At 40.0% G+C, this 18,139-nt stretch carries 14 protein-coding genes; 13 read left to right on the plus strand and 1 reads right to left on the minus strand.

From position 1 onward, the window contains the following. The first annotated feature begins 3 nt into the window (after window positions 1-3). Window positions 4-1,872 carry a Mu transposase C-terminal domain-containing protein gene (locus GFB47_RS04350; RefSeq protein ID WP_153446826.1) on the plus strand — a complete coding sequence of 623 codons (1,869 nt, stop codon included), beginning with the start codon at window positions 4-6 and terminating at the stop codon, window positions 1,870-1,872. After that, window positions 1,872-2,900, plus strand: a complete 1,029-nt coding sequence (locus tag GFB47_RS04355) for a TniB family NTP-binding protein (protein ID WP_153446828.1) — start codon at window positions 1,872-1,874, stop codon at window positions 2,898-2,900. The genes GFB47_RS04350 and GFB47_RS04355 overlap by 1 nt, the downstream gene beginning before the upstream one ends. On the opposite strand, the gene GFB47_RS04360 is transcribed toward GFB47_RS04355, so the two are convergent. Then, window positions 2,897-3,211, minus strand: coding sequence for a helix-turn-helix domain-containing protein (locus GFB47_RS04360; RefSeq protein ID WP_153446830.1), 315 nt, complete (start codon window positions 3,209-3,211; stop codon window positions 2,897-2,899). The two genes, GFB47_RS04355 and GFB47_RS04360, sit on opposite strands and share 4 nt — an antisense overlap. A 112-nt stretch (window positions 3,212-3,323) precedes the next feature. On the opposite strand from GFB47_RS04360, the gene GFB47_RS04365 reads away from it, so the two are divergent. From GFB47_RS04365 to GFB47_RS04415, 11 genes are all read left to right on the plus strand, one after another. After that, window positions 3,324-3,845, plus strand: coding sequence for a hypothetical protein (locus GFB47_RS04365; RefSeq protein ID WP_153446832.1), 522 nt, complete (start codon window positions 3,324-3,326; stop codon window positions 3,843-3,845). A gap of 130 nt (window positions 3,846-3,975) precedes the next feature. Continuing rightward, on the plus strand, window positions 3,976-6,432 hold the full coding sequence (hsdR, locus tag GFB47_RS04370; protein WP_153446834.1) for an EcoAI/FtnUII family type I restriction enzme subunit R: 2,457 nt from the start codon (window positions 3,976-3,978) through the stop codon (window positions 6,430-6,432). 239 nt (window positions 6,433-6,671) lie between these two features. Further along, a complete protein-coding gene (locus tag GFB47_RS04375) occupies window positions 6,672-7,667 on the plus strand; it encodes an Abi family protein (protein WP_153446836.1) in 996 nt (331 codons plus the stop codon). 81 nt (window positions 7,668-7,748) lie between these two features. Next, a complete protein-coding gene (locus tag GFB47_RS04380; protein WP_153446838.1) occupies window positions 7,749-9,248 on the plus strand; it encodes an N-6 DNA methylase in 1,500 nt (499 codons plus the stop codon). Next, on the plus strand, window positions 9,248-10,993 hold the full coding sequence (locus GFB47_RS04385) for a restriction endonuclease subunit S (protein ID WP_153446840.1): 1,746 nt from the start codon (window positions 9,248-9,250) through the stop codon (window positions 10,991-10,993). The genes GFB47_RS04380 and GFB47_RS04385 overlap by 1 nt, the downstream gene beginning before the upstream one ends. Window positions 10,994-11,114: 121 nt before the next feature. Beyond that, window positions 11,115-12,326 carry a TniQ family protein gene (locus GFB47_RS04390; protein WP_153446842.1) on the plus strand — a complete coding sequence of 404 codons (1,212 nt, stop codon included), beginning with the start codon at window positions 11,115-11,117 and terminating at the stop codon, window positions 12,324-12,326. Window positions 12,327-12,328: 2 nt separating this feature from the next. After that, on the plus strand, window positions 12,329-14,428 hold the full coding sequence (locus GFB47_RS04395) for a type I-F CRISPR-associated protein Csy2 (RefSeq protein ID WP_153446844.1): 2,100 nt from the start codon (window positions 12,329-12,331) through the stop codon (window positions 14,426-14,428). Between the two features lie 28 nt (window positions 14,429-14,456). Continuing rightward, window positions 14,457-15,488, plus strand: coding sequence for a type I-F CRISPR-associated protein Csy3 (gene csy3 / locus GFB47_RS04400; RefSeq protein WP_153448147.1), 1,032 nt, complete (start codon window positions 14,457-14,459; stop codon window positions 15,486-15,488). After that, window positions 15,485-16,096 (plus strand): type I-F CRISPR-associated endoribonuclease Cas6/Csy4, encoded by a 612-nt coding sequence (gene cas6f, locus GFB47_RS04405; protein ID WP_153446846.1) that lies wholly within the window; start codon window positions 15,485-15,487, stop codon window positions 16,094-16,096. The genes csy3 and cas6f overlap by 4 nt, the downstream gene beginning before the upstream one ends. A gap of 422 nt (window positions 16,097-16,518) precedes the next feature. Further along, a complete protein-coding gene (locus tag GFB47_RS04410; protein WP_153446848.1) occupies window positions 16,519-16,923 on the plus strand; it encodes a LexA family protein in 405 nt (134 codons plus the stop codon). Window positions 16,924-16,927: 4 nt separating this feature from the next. Then, on the plus strand, window positions 16,928-18,088 hold the full coding sequence (locus GFB47_RS04415) for a Y-family DNA polymerase (protein ID WP_153446849.1): 1,161 nt from the start codon (window positions 16,928-16,930) through the stop codon (window positions 18,086-18,088). The last annotated feature ends 51 nt before the right edge of the window (window positions 18,089-18,139 follow it).

Below are 18,139 nucleotides of genomic sequence, written 5' to 3' on the forward strand. Positions count from 1 at the left end.
GTTATGGATTTCGATGAGCTTAATAGTTTTTTTGATGAATTTGAGCAGAATGAAGACTTAAAATCCGCTGAAAATGAATTGACGAATTTATTTGAAAAAGATGCATATCAGCCACAAAAAACAATCGATTCATATACTCAAGTTATTCAGGATGAAATCCAAAAACGCCTCTCTTATATTCGATTTATCGAATCCCGCATTGATGGTGGATGGACTCAAAAAAACTTATCAAATCTGCTTATTGAAGCATCATCTACTCTCCCGTTACCAGCGCCTAGTTGGCGCACTCTCGTTAACTGGAAAAAAGAATACTATGACTCAGGAAAGTCGGTTCATGCATTAGTGCCTAAGCATGCATTGAAAGGCCGACGAGGTAAAAATAATGATTCGCAAAAGTATCTTGATAAAGCGATCACTGAAAAATATTTAACAAAAGAAAGAGTGAGTGTTGCGGATGCTTATTTATATTATAAATCTTTAGTGATTGTAGCGAATAAATCAATAGTCACCGGAAGCATAGAATTACTCAGTCAACGATCATTTTATAATCGCATTAATTCATTAGCGCCGTACGACGTTGATTTAGCAAGGTTTGGTAAGCGTTATGCCGATAGGAAATATCGCTCAGTAGGTCAATTTATACCTGCAACGATGCCAATGGAATACGTCGAAATTGACCACTCTCCTGCTGATGTAATTTTAATTGATGATGAAAAAGAGTTTCCATTAGGGCGGCCATATCTCACGACGCTTTATGATAGATACAGTAAGTGCATCGTTGGATTGAGTGTTAATTTTCGTGAACCTAGCTATAACTCCGTGCGTAAAGCTATTTTGAATACTGTTTTAGAAAAGGATTGGGTGAAAGATAAGTATCCGTTCATTACCAATGAGTGGCCATGCCACGGAAAGATACAAAACCTTGTCGTTGATAATGGTGCAGAATTTTGGAGTGGTGATCTAGAAGATGCATTGCGGCCATTGGTTTCAAATATTCTATACACAAAAGCCGGAAAACCATGGGAGAAATCAGGCGTAGAAAAGCTTTATGATAAATTGAATAAGGGATTAATTAACAAATTTCCCGGAAAAACTTTTTCTCGTATTGAGCAGCTGAAAGACTACAACCCGAAAAAAGATGCAATAGTGCAGGTTAGTGTATTTTTAGAGCTTCTACATAAATGGATCATCGATATTTATCATCAGTCCCCCGATGCGCGAGAAAATGGAGTACCGATCCACCGCTGGAATGAGTCAAAATTTCGACCGATAGAATATAAAGACCATGAACAAGAACAGCTTAAAGTAGAGTTAGGCCCGTTAAATCATCGAACCATCGCATTAGGGGGGATTCGATTGTATAACATGAGGTATCAGTCAGAAGAGTTGATTGAATACCGAAAAAATAATGCATTAGATACATCTGAAAAGTTATTCGTCAAAACTAAAACAGACCCAATGGATCTTAGTTACATTTATGTTTATTTAGAAAACGAGTCTCGTTACATCAGAGTTCCAGTCGTCGATAATACTGGTTATACCAATGGATTAAGTCTATTTCAGCATAAAGTGATAGAACGAATTCGTAAACTGAATACGCGCTTTAGTGTTGATGAGATTAGTTTAGCGGAATCACGTCTATATATAGAAGACCGTATCCAATCTGAAATTAATCGTAGTTCGAATAAAAAGGCAAGTAATGCGAAGGTAGGTAGCACTTCAAAACTAGCCAAATACCATGATGTAGGGAGTGATGGCCCAACGACGGTATCAACCAGCGCGACTAACCAGACACCAATTAAGTTAAAACCGGAGATGATTATTGAAACGGTTGATTGGAATGACGAATTTGACGATATTGAGGGTTATTGATGTTGATGCTTACCGACATTCAGAAAAGACAAATATCAGACTTTCGAACCTGTTTTATTGAATACCCAGAAATTTCAGAAATATACCGCATATTTGATCGTATGCGCCTTAATAAGTCTCTTGGTGGTGAACAAGAATCATTTTTGATAACTGGCGAAACAGGAAGTGGAAAAACAGCTTTAATTAATAATTACTTACGTAAACAACAAGCTCATTCAAAGACATCATTTTCTATTCAACCCATTCTTAGCACACGGATACCTCCGAAAGTTAATGAGCAAAGCACAATGTTACAACTGCTGAAGGATTTGAATACCCAATCTAGCGGACGAGGTGCGCGTAATAAGAATGACTTAGCCCTAGCTGAATCTGTTGTTGTACAGTTAAAGCGAAAGCAAACCGAATTGATTATTGTTAACGAGGTTCAAGAGCTTATAGAGTTTTCATCGGCAAAAGAGCGTCAAGCTATAGCTAATATGTTTAAGTTTATTAGTGAAGAAGCTGGCGTTTCTTTTGTTTTAGTTGGAATGCCGTATTCGCATTTACTTGCAGAGGAACCACAGTGGAATTCTCGCTTAACTTGGCGTCGAGAGTTGACGTACTTTAAACTGAGTAAAAATAGAGCGCATTTTGTGCGTTTGCTTAAAGGTTTATCGGAACGAATGGGATTTGAGCTATCTCCTGAATTGCATAAGCAAGAAGTAGCGCTAGCTTTATTTTCGATTTGTAGAGGGGAGTTTCGAGCATTAAAGCATTTTTTAGAAGATGCGATGTTAATGAGCTTTGAGCTTAAAAAAGAAACGGTTGATGTAGAGGTGTTAACGAAAACACTTAACCTTAAATGTCCGCAATTTAGAACTGAAAAAAATCCATTCGAACATCCTGAATCTATAAAAATTACCGAGTTAGCTGAACCAACAAGATACAACGCATTTGCAATCAAGGATGAAGAGAAAATTATCAGTCCTCGTTTTACAGATGCGCTGCCATTAAATCTCTTATTAACAAAAAGTGGATTAAAAGTTTAAACATTGCTTTTTTTCTTCAATGTATCGATCAGATCCAACTTATCATTATCACTCAATTTATTGATCGCACACACCAATTCCGCCATGACATCATCATCACAAAAGAAGTAATTAAGCGGTACATCAAGCTCCTCCGCCATACGGCGCAAGGTACCTATATCAGGTATATGTCTACCTTTTTCGTAATGGTTCATTCGCCCACTTGCTGAACTTTCTTCCATACCAATTTTTACCCCAAGGTTTTTTTGGGTGATTTTGGCTTTTTTACGAGCAGCTTTGAGCCTCGCTGGGATTGGGTTGTCTTTTTGCACTGAGGCATCTTTTTTTTGTCCTATCGATAACTTAGATTGTCTAAGTTTTACTTAATTTTGTATACTTAGCAATCCTAAGTTTTGTTGTTTGGATTATTTGAATAGGTCAGTGATGAAAAAAGAAAAAGATTTTATTCGTAAGTTTTTGATCGAAAATGAGATGAGTGACTTTACTGTTAGAGATGTTGTTAACCTTTTGATGTTGAAAGATTCAAGTTTTGATGTTCGAAAAAAAACATACCAATATGTTTACCGTAATGTTTGTCGGTTAGAAACTTTAGGCAGGCTTCGATCATATGGTTTTCAGCGACACCGACGATTTAAAAAATTAGGTGCGCTTTATTTAAAAGAATCAAATTTTGAATTGAACGGGCTAAATACCATCTTTCAAGATAATCCTATACTAGCTGAACTTGATGACGAAAAAGCGAAAGCTGAAACAGACTTAGCGATTGTTCTAGGGGAAGTGGATGAGTATAAAACTCTAATAAGTCGCTTGCCTAAACATAAGAGTGTATTGCAGGGGTTGATAGTACAAACGAGTGACAAATCGGCTCGGTTATTAGGCAAAATTAACGCCTTATCAACGGTTATTGAGTATTCAAGTACCAATATTGATGATCGAGGCGTTTGAGTTTTTTATTCTTATCAATACTACAACGTAATAAATATCAGAGCTTACTCATAGTGTGATTTATAACTATTCGGTTTTAATACATAAATCGGTTATATTCATAGCACTAAAGGAATGTCGAGCTAAGCGTATGACCACAAGCATTAACAAAAGTAAACTTTCAGAAACAGATATCATTACAAAGTTTATTCTACCAGCTGTTAAACAAGCGGGTTGGGATGATATGACGCAAATTCGCCAAGAGGTGAAGTTGCGTGATGGAAAAGTGATTGTTCGAGGTCAAGCTGCTGCGCGTAAAAAAGTAAAATCAGCCGATATTGTTCTTTACCATAAACCGAGTATGCCGCTTGCGGTTATAGAGGCAAAAGCGAATAAGCATGAAGTTGGCAAAGGTATGCAGCAAGGTCTAGATTATGCCAACTTACTTGAAGTACCATTTATTTTTGCTTCCAATGGTGATGGCTTTATCTTCCATGATAAAACAAATCTCAGCCAATTAGAAACCGAAATTCAGTTAGAAGATTTTCCAACGCCGGCACAACTTTGGGAGAAGTTTTGTATCTGGAAAGGGTATAAAACGGAACACCTGCCGGTTATTACTCAAGACTACCATGATGATGGCAGCGGCAAGTCACCTCGTTATTATCAGCTTCAAGCTATAAATAAAACCGTAGAAGCCATTGCGTCGGGTCAAGATCGCGTATTATTGGTAATGGCAACTGGCACGGGTAAAACCTATACAGCCTTTCAAATCATCTGGCGTTTATGGAAGTCCAAAGCTAAGAAACGCATCTTGTTTCTTGCCGATAGGAACATTTTGGTCGATCAAACCAAAACCAATGACTTTCAACCTTTCGGTCCCGCCATGACCAAAGTGACAGGCCGAACGGTCGATCCCGCTTATGAAATTCACTTAGCCTTATACCAAGCCTTAACGGGCCCAGAAGAAAGTCAAAAAGCCTATAAACAAGTCGATCCAGATTTCTTTGATCTCATCGTGATTGACGAATGCCACCGTGGTAGTGCATCAGAAGAAAGTGCATGGCGAGAAATTTTAGAATATTTCAGTTCAGCCTCTCAGGTTGGCTTAACCGCGACACCAAAAGAAACCGACGAAGTCTCTAATATCGAATACTTTGGCGACCCAGTCTACAGCTATACATTAAAGCAAGGCATTGAAGATGGTTTTTTAGCGCCTTATAAAGTGGTGCGTGTTGATATAGATGTAGATGTTCAAGGTTGGCGACCGCGCAAAGGACAAACAGATAAAGACGGCAACATTATTGAAGACCGTATTTATAACCAAAAAGATTTTGATCGCACCATGGTAATTGACGAACGAACCGACCTTGTCGCACAAACCATCACCAACTATCTAAAGCGCACCGATCCTATGGCAAAAACCATCGTGTTTTGTAACGACATCGATCACGCAGAACGTATGCGCCGCGCTTTAGTCAATTTAAACCCAGAGCAAATGGCGAAAAACGAAAAGTACGTCATGAAAATTACTGGTGATGATGAGATTGGAAAGGCTCAATTAGACAATTTTATCAATCCGAAAAGGAAATACCCAGTTATTGCCACTACATCGGAGTTAATGACAACCGGAGTCGATGCTCAAACTTGTAAATTAGTAGTATTGGATCAAGGTATTCAATCCATGACTAAATTTAAGCAAGTCATTGGCCGTGGAACTCGCATAAATGATAAATACGGCAAACTTTGGTTCACGATTTTAGATTTTAAAAAAGCGACCGAACTTTTTGCCGATGAAAAATTCGATGGAGAACCGGAACGCATTAAAGTGACCAAACCCGAAGACTTTGATAATCCAGAAGGTATAACGGATATTGTTGATGGTGTTGATCCAGAAGATATCATTGATGCTGACTACCCATTCGGTGATGATATTGACCCCGATTCAATCCATGAACCAGATGCGCCGTTCGGTACACCTTCTGGTGATAATGATCCAACCAATACAACCGGTGGCGATGATTGGACCGATGAAGAAAAAATCCGTAAATATCATGTCAATGGTGTACAAGTAAAAGCCTTAGCCGAAAGGGTTCAATACTACGATACCGACGGCAAACTGGTGACAGAATCCTTTAAAGACTACACCCGTAAAACCATCGCTAAGCAATTTACCTCATTAAATGACTTTACCAAAAAATGGCAAGACGCCGACCGCAAACAAGCCATCATTGACGAACTAGCCGAAGAAGGCATTATTTGGCAAGCGTTAGAAGAGGAAGTCGGTAAAGACATGGATCCGTTCGACATGATTTGCCACGTTGCTTACGACATGCCAATGCTAACCCGTAAAGAACGTGCAGAAAATGTCAAAAAGCGTAACTACTTCACTAAGTATGGTGAAACCGCACAAGTTGTTTTGAGTAATTTACTCGACAAATACGCCGATGAAGGTGTGACAGAAATCGAAAATATTCATGTATTAAAAGTAAAACCATTCGATGAAATGGGTAGACCACTTGAAATAATCAAAAAAGGATTTGGTGGCAAACAAGCTTACCTTGAAGCTGTAAATGAACTGGAAGCTGAAATCTATCAATCGGCATAATCAGAATTTGTCGCATAATCACCATGTAACAGATGAAATGCACTTTTAACTTAATGACAGTCTGTAACGGTAGTTGACAGTTTAAGGCGGTTTAAGCATACTTAATCCCAATAGTGCCCAGTCCCCTGTTTCTGAAGTTATCTCAAGAGATGACTTTGGAATCAAGGCTGGGCGTTCTCGTATTTGGAAGCGTAAAAGTTTTTGCAACTGTAAAATTGTGTTGATTCAAAGGACGAACAATGCCTCTCACTCCAGCAAAACCATTTAAGCAATATGATGAATTAATCAACATTCTCACTGATAGAGGAATGCATATTGCTGATACCCCACGAGCTATTAGAAAATTAACCCAAGTAGGCTATTATCGTCTCAGTGGTTTTTGGTATCCCGCTCGTAAAATTCAACGTGATGATAATCAGAACCCTATCAACTGTGAGTTTTTAAATCGGCCAAAACGTTCTAATCACTTTGAACCTAAAACACAGTTTGAACAAGTTGTTAATCTGTATCTTTTTGATAAGCAACTTAGGCTAGTTATGCTCGATGGTTTAGAGCGAATTGAAGTGTATATTCGTTCTGTTATTGCCCATGAACTAGGAAGAGGAAAAGCGAAAATGCCGGGTTCAGGAGATGACATTCCGGATCCATTAGCATGGCAGGATGCCGATTACATCAATGGTAAATTTTTAACACGAAAAGGCAATAAAAGAAGTTTGTGGAGTGATTGGCAAAACAAACATGAAAAGCTCATTAAACGCAGCCGTGAAGATTGTATTGTTTGGCATCAAAGAAACGATAAAGAAATGCCATTTTGGGTTGTTATTGAAGCATGGGATTTTGGCACGTTATCGAAATATTACGGCATGCTGAAAGATAAATATCGCCAAAATATTTGTGCAAAATTAGGCATCACAGATAAGAAAGAAACAGACGTATTAAGAGCATGGTTAATGGAAATGAATATTTTACGAAACCGCTGTGCTCACCATACAAGGATCTGGAATCAACAATCCTCAAAACAGTTAAAATTAACCAGTCACGCATACTTTGATGATATTAGAGGTGACGAAAATACACTGTCGCGTCTTTATGGTGTCATGCGAGTCATGTGGTTTTTAATTGAACAGATCGGTCCTAATTCGACATGGTTCAAACAGCTGAATCATTTAATTGAAGAATTCCCAACCGTACCGGGTTGTCCGTTATCCTCTTTAGGCTTGCCAAACCCCCACTAAACAATACAGGTATAAGCTGAATAAACCGATAGAACAGGTTATAATCCCACCCAAATTTCAGTCAGTTAAAACAGGTTTGTTATGTCTATCAGTTCAGCGATTAAATCCATTCAAGATATTATGCGTAAAGATGCCGGTGTTGATGGCGATGCACAGCGTTTAGGGCAAATGTCTTGGTTACTTTTTCTTAAAGTATTTGATGCCCAAGAAGAAGAGTTAGAGCTAGAACTGGACAACTACAAAGCGCCAATTCCTGAAAAATATCTATGGCGCAATTGGGCGCAAGACTCACAAGGCATCACGGGCGATGCACTGCTTGAGTTTGTGAATGATGATCTGTTTTACAACCTGAAAAACTTTACCGCACCAGTGGATCTAAACCCACGCGGCCATGTGGTGAAAGAAGCCTTTAGCGATGCCTTTAACTACATGAAAAATGGCACGCTACTGCGCCAAGTGATCAACAAACTGAATGAAATTGACTTTACCGACTCAAGCGAACGTCACTTATTTGGTGATATTTACGAGCAAATTCTGCGTGATCTACAAAGTGCTGGTAATTCTGGCGAGTTTTATACTCCACGAGCCGTCACACGTTTTATCGTTAATCGTCTCGATCCAAAACTGGGCGAAACCATTATGGATCCAGCAACCGGCACGGGCGGTTTTTTAGCTTGTTCGTTTGACCATGTGAAAGAGAATTACGTTAACACCGCCGCCGATCACCAAACGTTGCAACAGCAAATTCATGGTGTTGAGAAAAAACAGCTGCCGCATTTATTGTGTATCACCAACATGATGCTGCATGGCATTGAAGTGCCAGTGCAAATCAAACATGGCAACACGCTCAATAAGCCGCTTTCAAGTTGGGACAGCAACATTAACGTGATTGCGACCAATCCGCCATTTGGTGGCACCGAAGAAGACGGCATTGAAAAGAACTTCCCAAGTGATATGCAAACCCGTGAAACCGCCGATTTATTCCTACAATTAATTATTGAGGTGTTGGATTCGGGCGATGAGACAAAAGCTGGCGGTCGTGCAGGGGTGGTATTGCCAGACGGCACCTTATTTGGCGAAGGCGTGAAAACCAAAATCAAAAAAATGCTTACTGAGGAATGCAACCTACACACTATCGTTCGCCTGCCTAATGGGGTGTTTAACCCTTACACTGGCATTAAAACCAACATTCTATTTTTCACTAAAGGCACGCCGACCAAAGATGTGTGGTTTTACGAACACCCATATCCAGAAGGCGTGAAGAACTACAACAAAACCAAGCCAATGAAGTTTGAAGAATTTCAAGCGGAAATCGATTGGTGGGGCTGTGAAGAAGATGGGTTTGCCAGCCGTGTCGAAACCCATCAAGCTTGGAAAGTGTCAATTGATGACATTATTGCACGCAACTTCAACCTAGACATTAAAAACCCGTATCAAGGCGAAGTGGTCAATCATGATCCTGTTGCATTACTGGCAGAGTACCAAACCCAACAAGCTGAGATTAGCGAATTACGCAACCAGTTAAAAGATATTTTAGGTGCAGCTCTTACATCCGGATCTCAATCAGGAGAGCAAGCTTAATGTCAAATGAACACTCAAGAGAACATAATGTTGAATCCCTTATTACAGAACATATAGATATCTGGACATCGACGATTAAAAGCAAATCCGCTTCTGGTCGCGGTTCAAGCAAGAAGATTGATTTATACGGTATTAAAAAACTTCGTGAGCTGATTTTAGAACTAGCGGTACGTGGCAAATTAGTGCCGCAAGATCCCAGTGATGAACCTGCTGAGGTTTTGCTTGAGCGCATTGCGATCGAGAAAGCGCAATTGGTGAAAGATAAGAAAATCAAAAAGCCCAAAGCCTTGCCAGAGATCAGTGAGGAAGAAAAGCCATTTGAACTGCCGAATGGGTGGGAGTGGAGTCGGCTGGGGAATACAGGATTTGGTTCTACGGGTAAAACACCAAACACTAAGAAAGTCGAATATTTTAAGGGTAACATACCTTTTATTGGGCCGGGACAAATCACACTGAATGGACAAATATTAGAATCAGAAAAGTTTCTAAGTGCAGAAGGATTAAAAAATAGCACTGAGTGTGTTCTGGGTGATATTTTGATGGTTTGTATTGGAGGTTCGATTGGAAAAGCAGCTATAGCAAAGCAAACAATGGGATTCAATCAACAAATCAATGCAATTAGAGCTCTTAAAATAAGATCTGAGTATCTGTATTTAGCAGTATCAACTATTACTTTTTATGAAGAACTTTTAGATATTTCTACAGGTTCAGCAACTCCCATCATTAATAGAGGTAAGTGGGAAGAATTGTTAGTTCCAATTCCACCACTCCAAGAACAACACCGCATAGTAGCCAAAGTCGATGAACTGATGATCTTGTGTGATCAGCTTGAAAGCCAAACTGAAAAACAACTCAGCGCTCATCAACAATTGGTGGAAACCTTATTAGCCACGTTAGTTGCAAGCGAAAACGCAGCCGAACTCAATCAAAACTGGAAACGCTTAGCGGCGTATTTTGATCTACTGTTCACCACTGAAGTCAGCATTGACCAACTCAAACAAACCATCTTACAACTGGCGGTCATGGGGAAACTTGTCCCACAAAACCCAAACGACGAACCAGCTAGCAAACTGCTAGAGCGCATCAAAGCCGAAAAAGAGCAGTTAATTAAAGATAAAATTTATCAGAAAACTTCAAAGTTGAAGCCTATAAATACAGATATTCAGTACCCTAGTAATTGGGTTTCTGTGCAAACTGGTCAAGTGTGTCCGTCAATAGTACCTAATCGAGATAGACCAAAATCTTTCACTGGGAATATACCTTGGGTGACATTACCAGCCTTTCCAACACAAGGTTTTTATCTAGATAATACTAATGTTGAGTTGGCTTTGACTGCTTTAGAAGTTCAGCAGTATTCAGCTCGTTTAATACCTGAAAAAAGTGTACTGATGAGCTGCGTTGGAAGATTTGGACTGACCGCAATCAATACAACCTCTGTTACTTCAAACCAACAAGTTCATGCATTTATAGTTTTAAATGGATTGTTACCGGAATATTTAAGTATGGTAATTAAAGTGGAAGGTAAATTTTTAGAAAATGTGGCTACATCTACAACTATCGCATATTTAAACAAGACAAATTGTGAAAGCATTCAATTTGGCTTGCCACCAACAGAAGAACAACACCGGATCGTATCCAAAGCCGATGCACTCATGGCAATCTGTGACCAACTCAAAACCAAACTCAGTGAGTCCCAACAAACCCAACTGCATTTAACCGATGCGATTGTTGAGCAGGCGGTGTAATTGTGGCTGACATAAATAATGATTTATCTACGAAAACTGTAAGCTAAGTCACTATTTCAATTTGATTTTGTGAAATATTGGTCAATACTAAAACTTAGAATAACTAAGTTTTAGGTTGGCAATGGAATTCAAATTTACCCACTACCCAGATGAAACGCTCGAAAGCTTTTTACTTCGGCTTAGCCAGTATCAAGGTTACGAGCGTTTTGCGCATTTCGCAGAAGACCTTTGGCACGAGACGCTTGAGCAACACGAGGCAATGGCCGGTGCCTTTCCCTTTGAGCTAAGCCGTGTGAATTTGTATCACGCACAAACAAGCAGTCAAATGCGAGTGCGTGTGTTTATGCATCTTGCTAAGAAGTTCGAGTTACCCCAGTTCAATATCATGAATACGCCGCTTTCTCACTCTAAAGCTATCTTCTCGCCAAATTACAAGGCCGTATTTCGTAATAATATTGATTATCCTTTTTCCTTTCTTAGAAAGCGTTTCACGCCAGTTTGTTCGCAATGTTTAGCGCAATCCCCTCATATACGTCAGCAATGGCAGTTTATTCCCCATCAAGCTTGTCACATTCATCATATCAAGCTGCTTCATCATTGCCCTGAATGCAAAACTCGCCTTGAATACCAAAGTACAGAAAGCATCACTCAATGTGATTGTGGTTATGATTTAACAATGGCAATACCGGAGCAAGCAGGTGTGTCACAAGTGCAGGTTGCTCGTTGGCTAATGGGAGAAGTGGTTGATGATGCAGGGTTAATGGCATCAAGTATTAGTATTTCAGAGCGATACGGTTTTTTACTTTGGTATGTTAATCGTTATGGTGAGCTTGAAGGTATCAATATGGAAAGCTTTGTTCACTATTGTGAAAGCTGGCCGAAGGGTTTACAACAAGATCTCAATGCAACGTTTAATAAAGCCGATATGGTGCGCGTTCGTCCTTGGAATAAAACCTTTTTTCATGAAGTTTTTGGAACTTTACTTAAAGATTGTCGGCAACTACCAAACCGGCGAATAAATCATAATCCAGTATTAATGGCCGTATTGGATGGATTAACACAATTGATAGCTAATAACCCTCGTAATAAGCAAGCCAATATTGGTGATGTGTTATTAAGCCCATTAGAAGCCTCTACACTGCTGTCATGTACAACCGATGAGATATATCGGTTGTACGAGTTTGGAGAGCTTAAAGCGGCGGTTAGGCTTAAATTGCACAGTAAATTAGCTTCGCAACAGTCGGCTTTTACCTTGCGAAGCATTATTGAGATGAAATTAGCCAGAATGTGCTCAAGCAGCGACGGCATGAATGTGTACTTACCGGATTGGTGAATATGACAAAGTTAAGTGAATTGATCGCAATTGAAAACCTAACCGATAGGCAAGCGGCATTAAAAAAAGCCTTTATGCCATATTCTGATCTTGTCGAGGTTGATGGTAACGAACGAGACGCCTTGCGAGTTCTGGTGAATTTATCTTTAACTAAACCGGAATGTAAAAATTGGTTAGATAAAGAACGCGCGAAACAATATTTATCGAACCCTGAAAATATCTCGATCGGCTGTGATGAAGTAAAGTGGATGCATACTCATAACCTTAAATTTCCAGATTGCAGAGTTGCAAAACAACGTTTACTGGCGGAACCACTGATTTGCGATGAATCTTTCATTTCAAGTACCAGTGTAATGAGTTCTTTGGGGTGGTCGCATAACTCAGCGGTGTATAAACACACGATTTGGCTTTTGAATGAGTTTATGTGGCAAGGCAATCCTACTAATATTCTTTGCTTCATTGCCCAGCAAGATGAATTTTGGCTCAAAGTATTAAAGTCTTGTGGGCTTAAAGTTGCGGCATTTAAAGCACTAAAAAATGCAATTGAAAAAGACTTACCGACTTCAACGCTGCCAAATAGGGTAGATCCGTTTAGCAAGCAAGTTCGGTTTCCATGGAATAACGACTACCTCTCTATTACGCCAGTTGTCAGCCATGTGATGCAAGTCGAACTAGAACGAATGTCGCGTCAATCAGGTCGAACATTGAAGTTTACAACCATGTATTTCCCTAATTCACCCAGCATTGGTAACTTGTGTGGTTCGCTGGGTGGAAATATGAAAGTCTTGCATTATCCGATTGAGGTTCAAGCCAGTAAAAAACGCACATTTTCTTCGAGTAAAAATCAAACTCAATGTTTTTTCGATGATTATCAATTAACCAATGCTAAATTTTGTAAAGTGCTTAGTCATTTATGTGGTGCGGAGGCGCTTAAAACAAGGAAGCAACGAAAACATGTTAGGCAATATCAACTTCGTATTGCTCGTAAGCAGATTGGGTTGTGGTTATTACCGTTAATTGAATTAAGAGATCATATTGATTCGGAGTTAGATAGCCACATTATTGACAGTGACGATCCTATCATCGACCCATTTTTATATGGTACAGAATCAAAATTATCGGAATTATTAATACTACTTAATCAACGTTTACACCAAACGCTACAAAATAATCGATATTCCAGCAGGTATGCTTACCACCCAGAGCTGCTTTCGGTATTAAAAATTCAATTGAAATGGATACTAGAACAACTAAGTTCGCCACAAGCTGCGCCGAATGATTATGGTGATCATAAGGTCAATCATGACGAGCAAGAACAATATATCCATTTAAGTTCATTACGTGTTGAAGATGCCAATGCAATGAGCTGTCCGTATTTATGTGGAGCGCCATCACTGACGTCGATTTGGGGATTTGTTCATAATTACCAACGGCAATTAAATCAATCGTTAGATGGTGCTGCTACGTTTGAATTTGAAAGCTTCGCGGTGTTTATTCGCAATGAAAATATCAATATGACGGCCAAGTTAACTGAGCCGAGTGTGTTAGCGGCAAAACGCACCTTATCTCACGCAAAAAGACCGACTATCATCGCAACTAACCTTGTCGATATTGAGTTTGATATGGTGATAAAGGTAAGAAGTGTTGGGCGCTTGTCTGATTATGGGCGTCAGTTAAAAACATCATTACCCACAATATTTTCGGGAGGTGCGTTATTCCAACCTCGATTAGATTCAGCTGATAATTGGCTTTGTTGTTATCAAAAGCAAAGTGATGTGTTTTATCGAATAAAATCATTACCTGCTTATGGCGTATGGTTAGTCCCGTCGGATCTCCAACCAACCCGTTTTTCTGAGTTAGCATCAATACTTGCACAAGATGATTCACTCATACCGATTTCTAATGGATATCATTTTCTTGAACAACCGACACTCAGATCGAATTCATTAACGTCACTTCATGCCTATGCCGAAAATACATTAGGTGTAGCAAAGCGACTAAATCCGATTGATGTTCGTTTTAGTGCGAAGGATCACTTTTTTAAGCAAGCATTTTGGACGCAACATAATTATTCAGCATCTATTCTTATTCCAAAGGCATGAGATTTCAACAGCATAAGAGTGGTGAATGATGAAGTTATGTAAGCAGCTTAATTATGTAAGGTCACTCAGTTCAGGAAAGGCATGTTTCTTCTTTCTCGATAATGACCAAAAAATGCAGCCCATCAGTATTGATAGGACTCGATTAAGAGGTTCTAAAGGTGATTATTCGCAAGCATACTCTGGCGATTTGAAACGTAAAAATGTGGCACCACATGAATTGGCGCAAGGTAATATCCATTTTATAGAAGAATGTTACGTACCACCCACCGTTAACGAGATTTATTGTGCATTTTCACTGCGAATTAAAGCTAATTCATTAAAGCCTGAGGTCTGTTCCGATGAGGAAGTGAGAGTGACATTAACTCATTTGGCAATGTTATATGCTGAAAACGGCGGCTATGAAGAACTCGCACAGCGTTATGCCAAGAACATCCTATTAGGAACGTGGTTATGGCGAAATAGAGAAAGTCGAGGTGTGAGGATTGAAGTGCTTAACAGCGAGCAAACGTCCTTTGTGATTGAAAATGCTTTAAAACTGAGTTGGCACGGTTCGTGGGATAAAAAATCGACAACGGTTTTGAATAAACTAACCCATTATCTAACTCAAGCACTAACCAGTTCACAAGATTATTTTTATATGGATATCAAAGCGACCATTAGTGTGGGCTGGGGTGATGAAGTATTCCCAAGCCAAGAATTCTTGGATCAAAAAGAAAATGGTAAGCCAACAAAGCGACTGTCTACCGTATGTCTTCCAGATGAACTTGAAACGGTAGCATTTCATGCACAAAAAGTTGGGGCAGCCATTCAATGCATTGATGATTGGTGGCAAGACGATGCAGATAAACCCTTAAGAGTGAATGAGTATGGAGCCGATCGAGAGTATGTGATCGCTAGGCGGCATTCGAGTTTGAATACGGATTTCTATTATTTAATAAGCCAAGCTGAGCACTGGATTGATGTGTTAAATCAGTCAAAAACAATACCAGATGAAGTGCATTTTATTATGTCGGTATTAGTCAAAGGTGGGTTATTCAATAGTAGTAAGGACTCTCAATGACGCAACGGTATTATTTCATTGTTAAATTCTTACTGGAGGATGTGGATGCTGGTTTACTCGCCGGTCGTTGTATCTCAACGCTGCATGGTTTTATCAACAATAACCTTACCGGTAAAAATCAAGTGGGCGTGAGCTTTCCTTTATGGAGTGATGATACTCTAGGAAATGCAGTTGCTTTTGTGGCAGACGATAAAGAACTGTTGATTGGTTTGTCGTTTCAGCCTTATTTTTCATTGATGAAAAGCGAAGAACTGTTTGACCTCTCACCCGTGGTACCAGTCCCTACTGATTTGCCTGAAATCAGATTTGTTCGAAATCAAACTATTGGGAAAAGTTTTCTTGGGTCAAAGCGCCGCAGAATGAAGCGTGCTCAATCAAGGGCTGAAACTATGGGGAAATTGATAACACCGCAACCGAATGAAGAACGAGAATTTGAATTATTCCATCGAGTACCATTAACCAGTAAATCTACCGGCGAAGAGATGATGCTTCATGTGCAAAAGCAAAGTAATGTTGAAGTGGTGGATACTAATTTTAATGCTTATGGCCTAGCAACTAATCAAGCTTGGAAAGGAACAGTACCAGACCTGAAGAACGCAATGTTGTAAAGACTGATAATGCATTACTTTAAAATCAAAAGGGTAGTGATTGAGATAAAAAAGGTATTTTCAACGTTATATGGTGTAATAACTTGAAAATGCATAATATTACGTCTAATTTTTATAGTGACCTGCCGAGTAGGCAGCTAAAAATGCACTATCTCAAGAGCAGATCAATTGGATGCGGTGACCTGCCGAGTAGGCAGCTAAAAATAGATCTGGAAGACAGCATCCATACCTGCTGATAGGCAGTAAAATATATAAAAGATAAAGCCCACTAAGCACCACTGCTTAGTGGGCTTTGTTCTATTTTCAGTATTAAATGGCGTTAGGAGTATCTATTAAAATAACTTCATGATTTTATAACTTGCAAAATGAGTATTTATCCTTAAAAATAACACTGTTGTTATATACAGTGTTCTAAGGGTTTTATGAAAGTCATTCCTATTTCCGCCGGTGCCGGTATCACAGGCTTTGAGTCGCCAGCTGCAGAGTATTCTCAATTGAGTTTATCGCTTGATGATTTGTTAGTTGATCACCCAAGTTCAACCTTTCTGTGCAAAGCTTGTGGTGACTCGATGCAAAATGTCGGCATCTTTAGTCAGGATATTTTGATCGTGGATCGCCATGAAGTGGCCAAGAATCTAGATGTGGTCGTGGCCAATTTTAATGGTGAATTTGTGTGCAAAATCATTGATATGAAAAATCGACTATTGCTGTCGGCGAATGAAAAAATTCAACCGGTGGCGGTGTTCGATTACGATCAATTTTCGATTGAAGGCGTGGTCGTGCGCTCGATCCGCTGTCATCGTCCAAGTTATTTACTCGCGAGCTAACACCATGTTTGCGCTGGTCGATGCCAATGCCTTTTATTGCAGCGCCGAGCAGGTGTTTCGTCCTGATCTGCGTGGCAAGCCTTTGGTGGTGCTATCTAATAATGATGGCTGCATTGTGGCGGCCAATCGACAAGCCAAAGAACTCGGCATTCCTAAGTTTGCCCCTTTTTTTAAAGTGCGCGAGTTATGTGAAAAGCAAGGGGTGATCGCCTTATCGTCTAATTATGAACTGTATGCGGATCTCTCGGCCAAAATGATGGCGGTGATCGGACGCTTTGCTCCTGTTCAGCATATTTACTCGATTGATGAATCATTCTTATCTTTGAGACACTGTCACCAAGCCATCCCTTGTTTACTAACTCATGGCGCACTGATCCGTCGCGCGGTGTGGAAAGAGTGTCGTTTGCCGGTGTGCGTTGGGATGGGAGAAACCCTTACGTTGGCCAAGCTTGCCAACCATGCCGCCAAGAAAATCGAAGGCTATCAAGGGGTGTGCATTCTCAATAATGAGACAGCGCGACAACAGGTATTAAAATCGGTCGATGTGAGTGAGGTGTGGGGGATTGGGCGACGATTGAGTGCCAAATTAAAAGTGATGAAAGTACATACGGCGTGGGATTTATCTCGCCTTGAACCGGCTGTCGCGCAGCGCCAATTTAACGTTGAAGTTGAGCGGATCGTCTATTTGCATTCATTACAACAAGCACTTAGCAAGCATACCGCCATTGCGGCCTATAAAGCACGGCAACAACACAGTTTATGCAAGGTGTTGATGTGTTTTGCAGCCAGCTCTCCTTATGATGTCAAGCCGGTATCACATAAAATGGTGCATTCCTTTGCGTATCCCACCTCTGATACCACCGTGCTCACTCATACGGTCATGGCAATGGCGAAAGCAATGTTTCAGCAAGGTGAGCGTTATTACAAAATAGGGGTTGGATTGTTAGATTTAGTGGAAGGTAAGCACGCTCAGATTGATTTTTTGAATCCAAAGCCCGACGACCCTCGCTTAATGGCGGTGTTTGATGGATTAAATCAACGTTATGGAACCGACAGCGTCTTTTTGGCAGCGCAAGGGATTGAGCATAAATGGGCAATGAGGCGAGAAAGGTTGTCGCCTCAATATACGACTAAGTGGGGGGATCTGCCGGTAGTGAGGTGTTGAGTTAAACGATCAATATATATTTACGGTGACTTAATCAAACCACCGTAAAAT

The organism is Vibrio algicola (genome assembly GCF_009601765.2).
GTDB classification, from domain to species: domain Bacteria; phylum Pseudomonadota; class Gammaproteobacteria; order Enterobacterales; family Vibrionaceae; genus Vibrio; species Vibrio algicola.

What these genes read in the sequence shown, in the direction of transcription:
- GFB47_RS04365 (WP_153446832.1), top strand. Translation starts at nt 3,324, where the DNA reads ATGAAAAAAGAAAAAGATTTTATTCGTAAGTTTTTGATCGAAAATGAG.
- GFB47_RS04410 (WP_153446848.1), top strand. Translation starts at nt 16,519, where the DNA reads ATGAAAGTCATTCCTATTTCCGCCGGTGCCGGTATCACAGGCTTTGAG.
- GFB47_RS04375 (WP_153446836.1), top strand. Translation starts at nt 6,672, where the DNA reads ATGCCTCTCACTCCAGCAAAACCATTTAAGCAATATGATGAATTAATC.
- GFB47_RS04415 (WP_153446849.1), top strand. Translation starts at nt 16,928, where the DNA reads ATGTTTGCGCTGGTCGATGCCAATGCCTTTTATTGCAGCGCCGAGCAG.
- GFB47_RS04395 (WP_153446844.1), top strand. Translation starts at nt 12,329, where the DNA reads ATGACAAAGTTAAGTGAATTGATCGCAATTGAAAACCTAACCGATAGG.
- GFB47_RS04350 (WP_153446826.1), top strand. Translation starts at nt 4, where the DNA reads ATGGATTTCGATGAGCTTAATAGTTTTTTTGATGAATTTGAGCAGAAT.
- cas6f (WP_153446846.1), top strand. Translation starts at nt 15,485, where the DNA reads ATGACGCAACGGTATTATTTCATTGTTAAATTCTTACTGGAGGATGTG.
- GFB47_RS04390 (WP_153446842.1), top strand. Translation starts at nt 11,115, where the DNA reads ATGGAATTCAAATTTACCCACTACCCAGATGAAACGCTCGAAAGCTTT.
- GFB47_RS04355 (WP_153446828.1), top strand. Translation starts at nt 1,872, where the DNA reads ATGTTGATGCTTACCGACATTCAGAAAAGACAAATATCAGACTTTCGA.
- csy3 (WP_153448147.1), top strand. Translation starts at nt 14,457, where the DNA reads ATGAAGTTATGTAAGCAGCTTAATTATGTAAGGTCACTCAGTTCAGGA.
- hsdR (WP_153446834.1), top strand. Translation starts at nt 3,976, where the DNA reads ATGACCACAAGCATTAACAAAAGTAAACTTTCAGAAACAGATATCATT.
- GFB47_RS04380 (WP_153446838.1), top strand. Translation starts at nt 7,749, where the DNA reads ATGTCTATCAGTTCAGCGATTAAATCCATTCAAGATATTATGCGTAAA.
- GFB47_RS04385 (WP_153446840.1), top strand. Translation starts at nt 9,248, where the DNA reads ATGTCAAATGAACACTCAAGAGAACATAATGTTGAATCCCTTATTACA.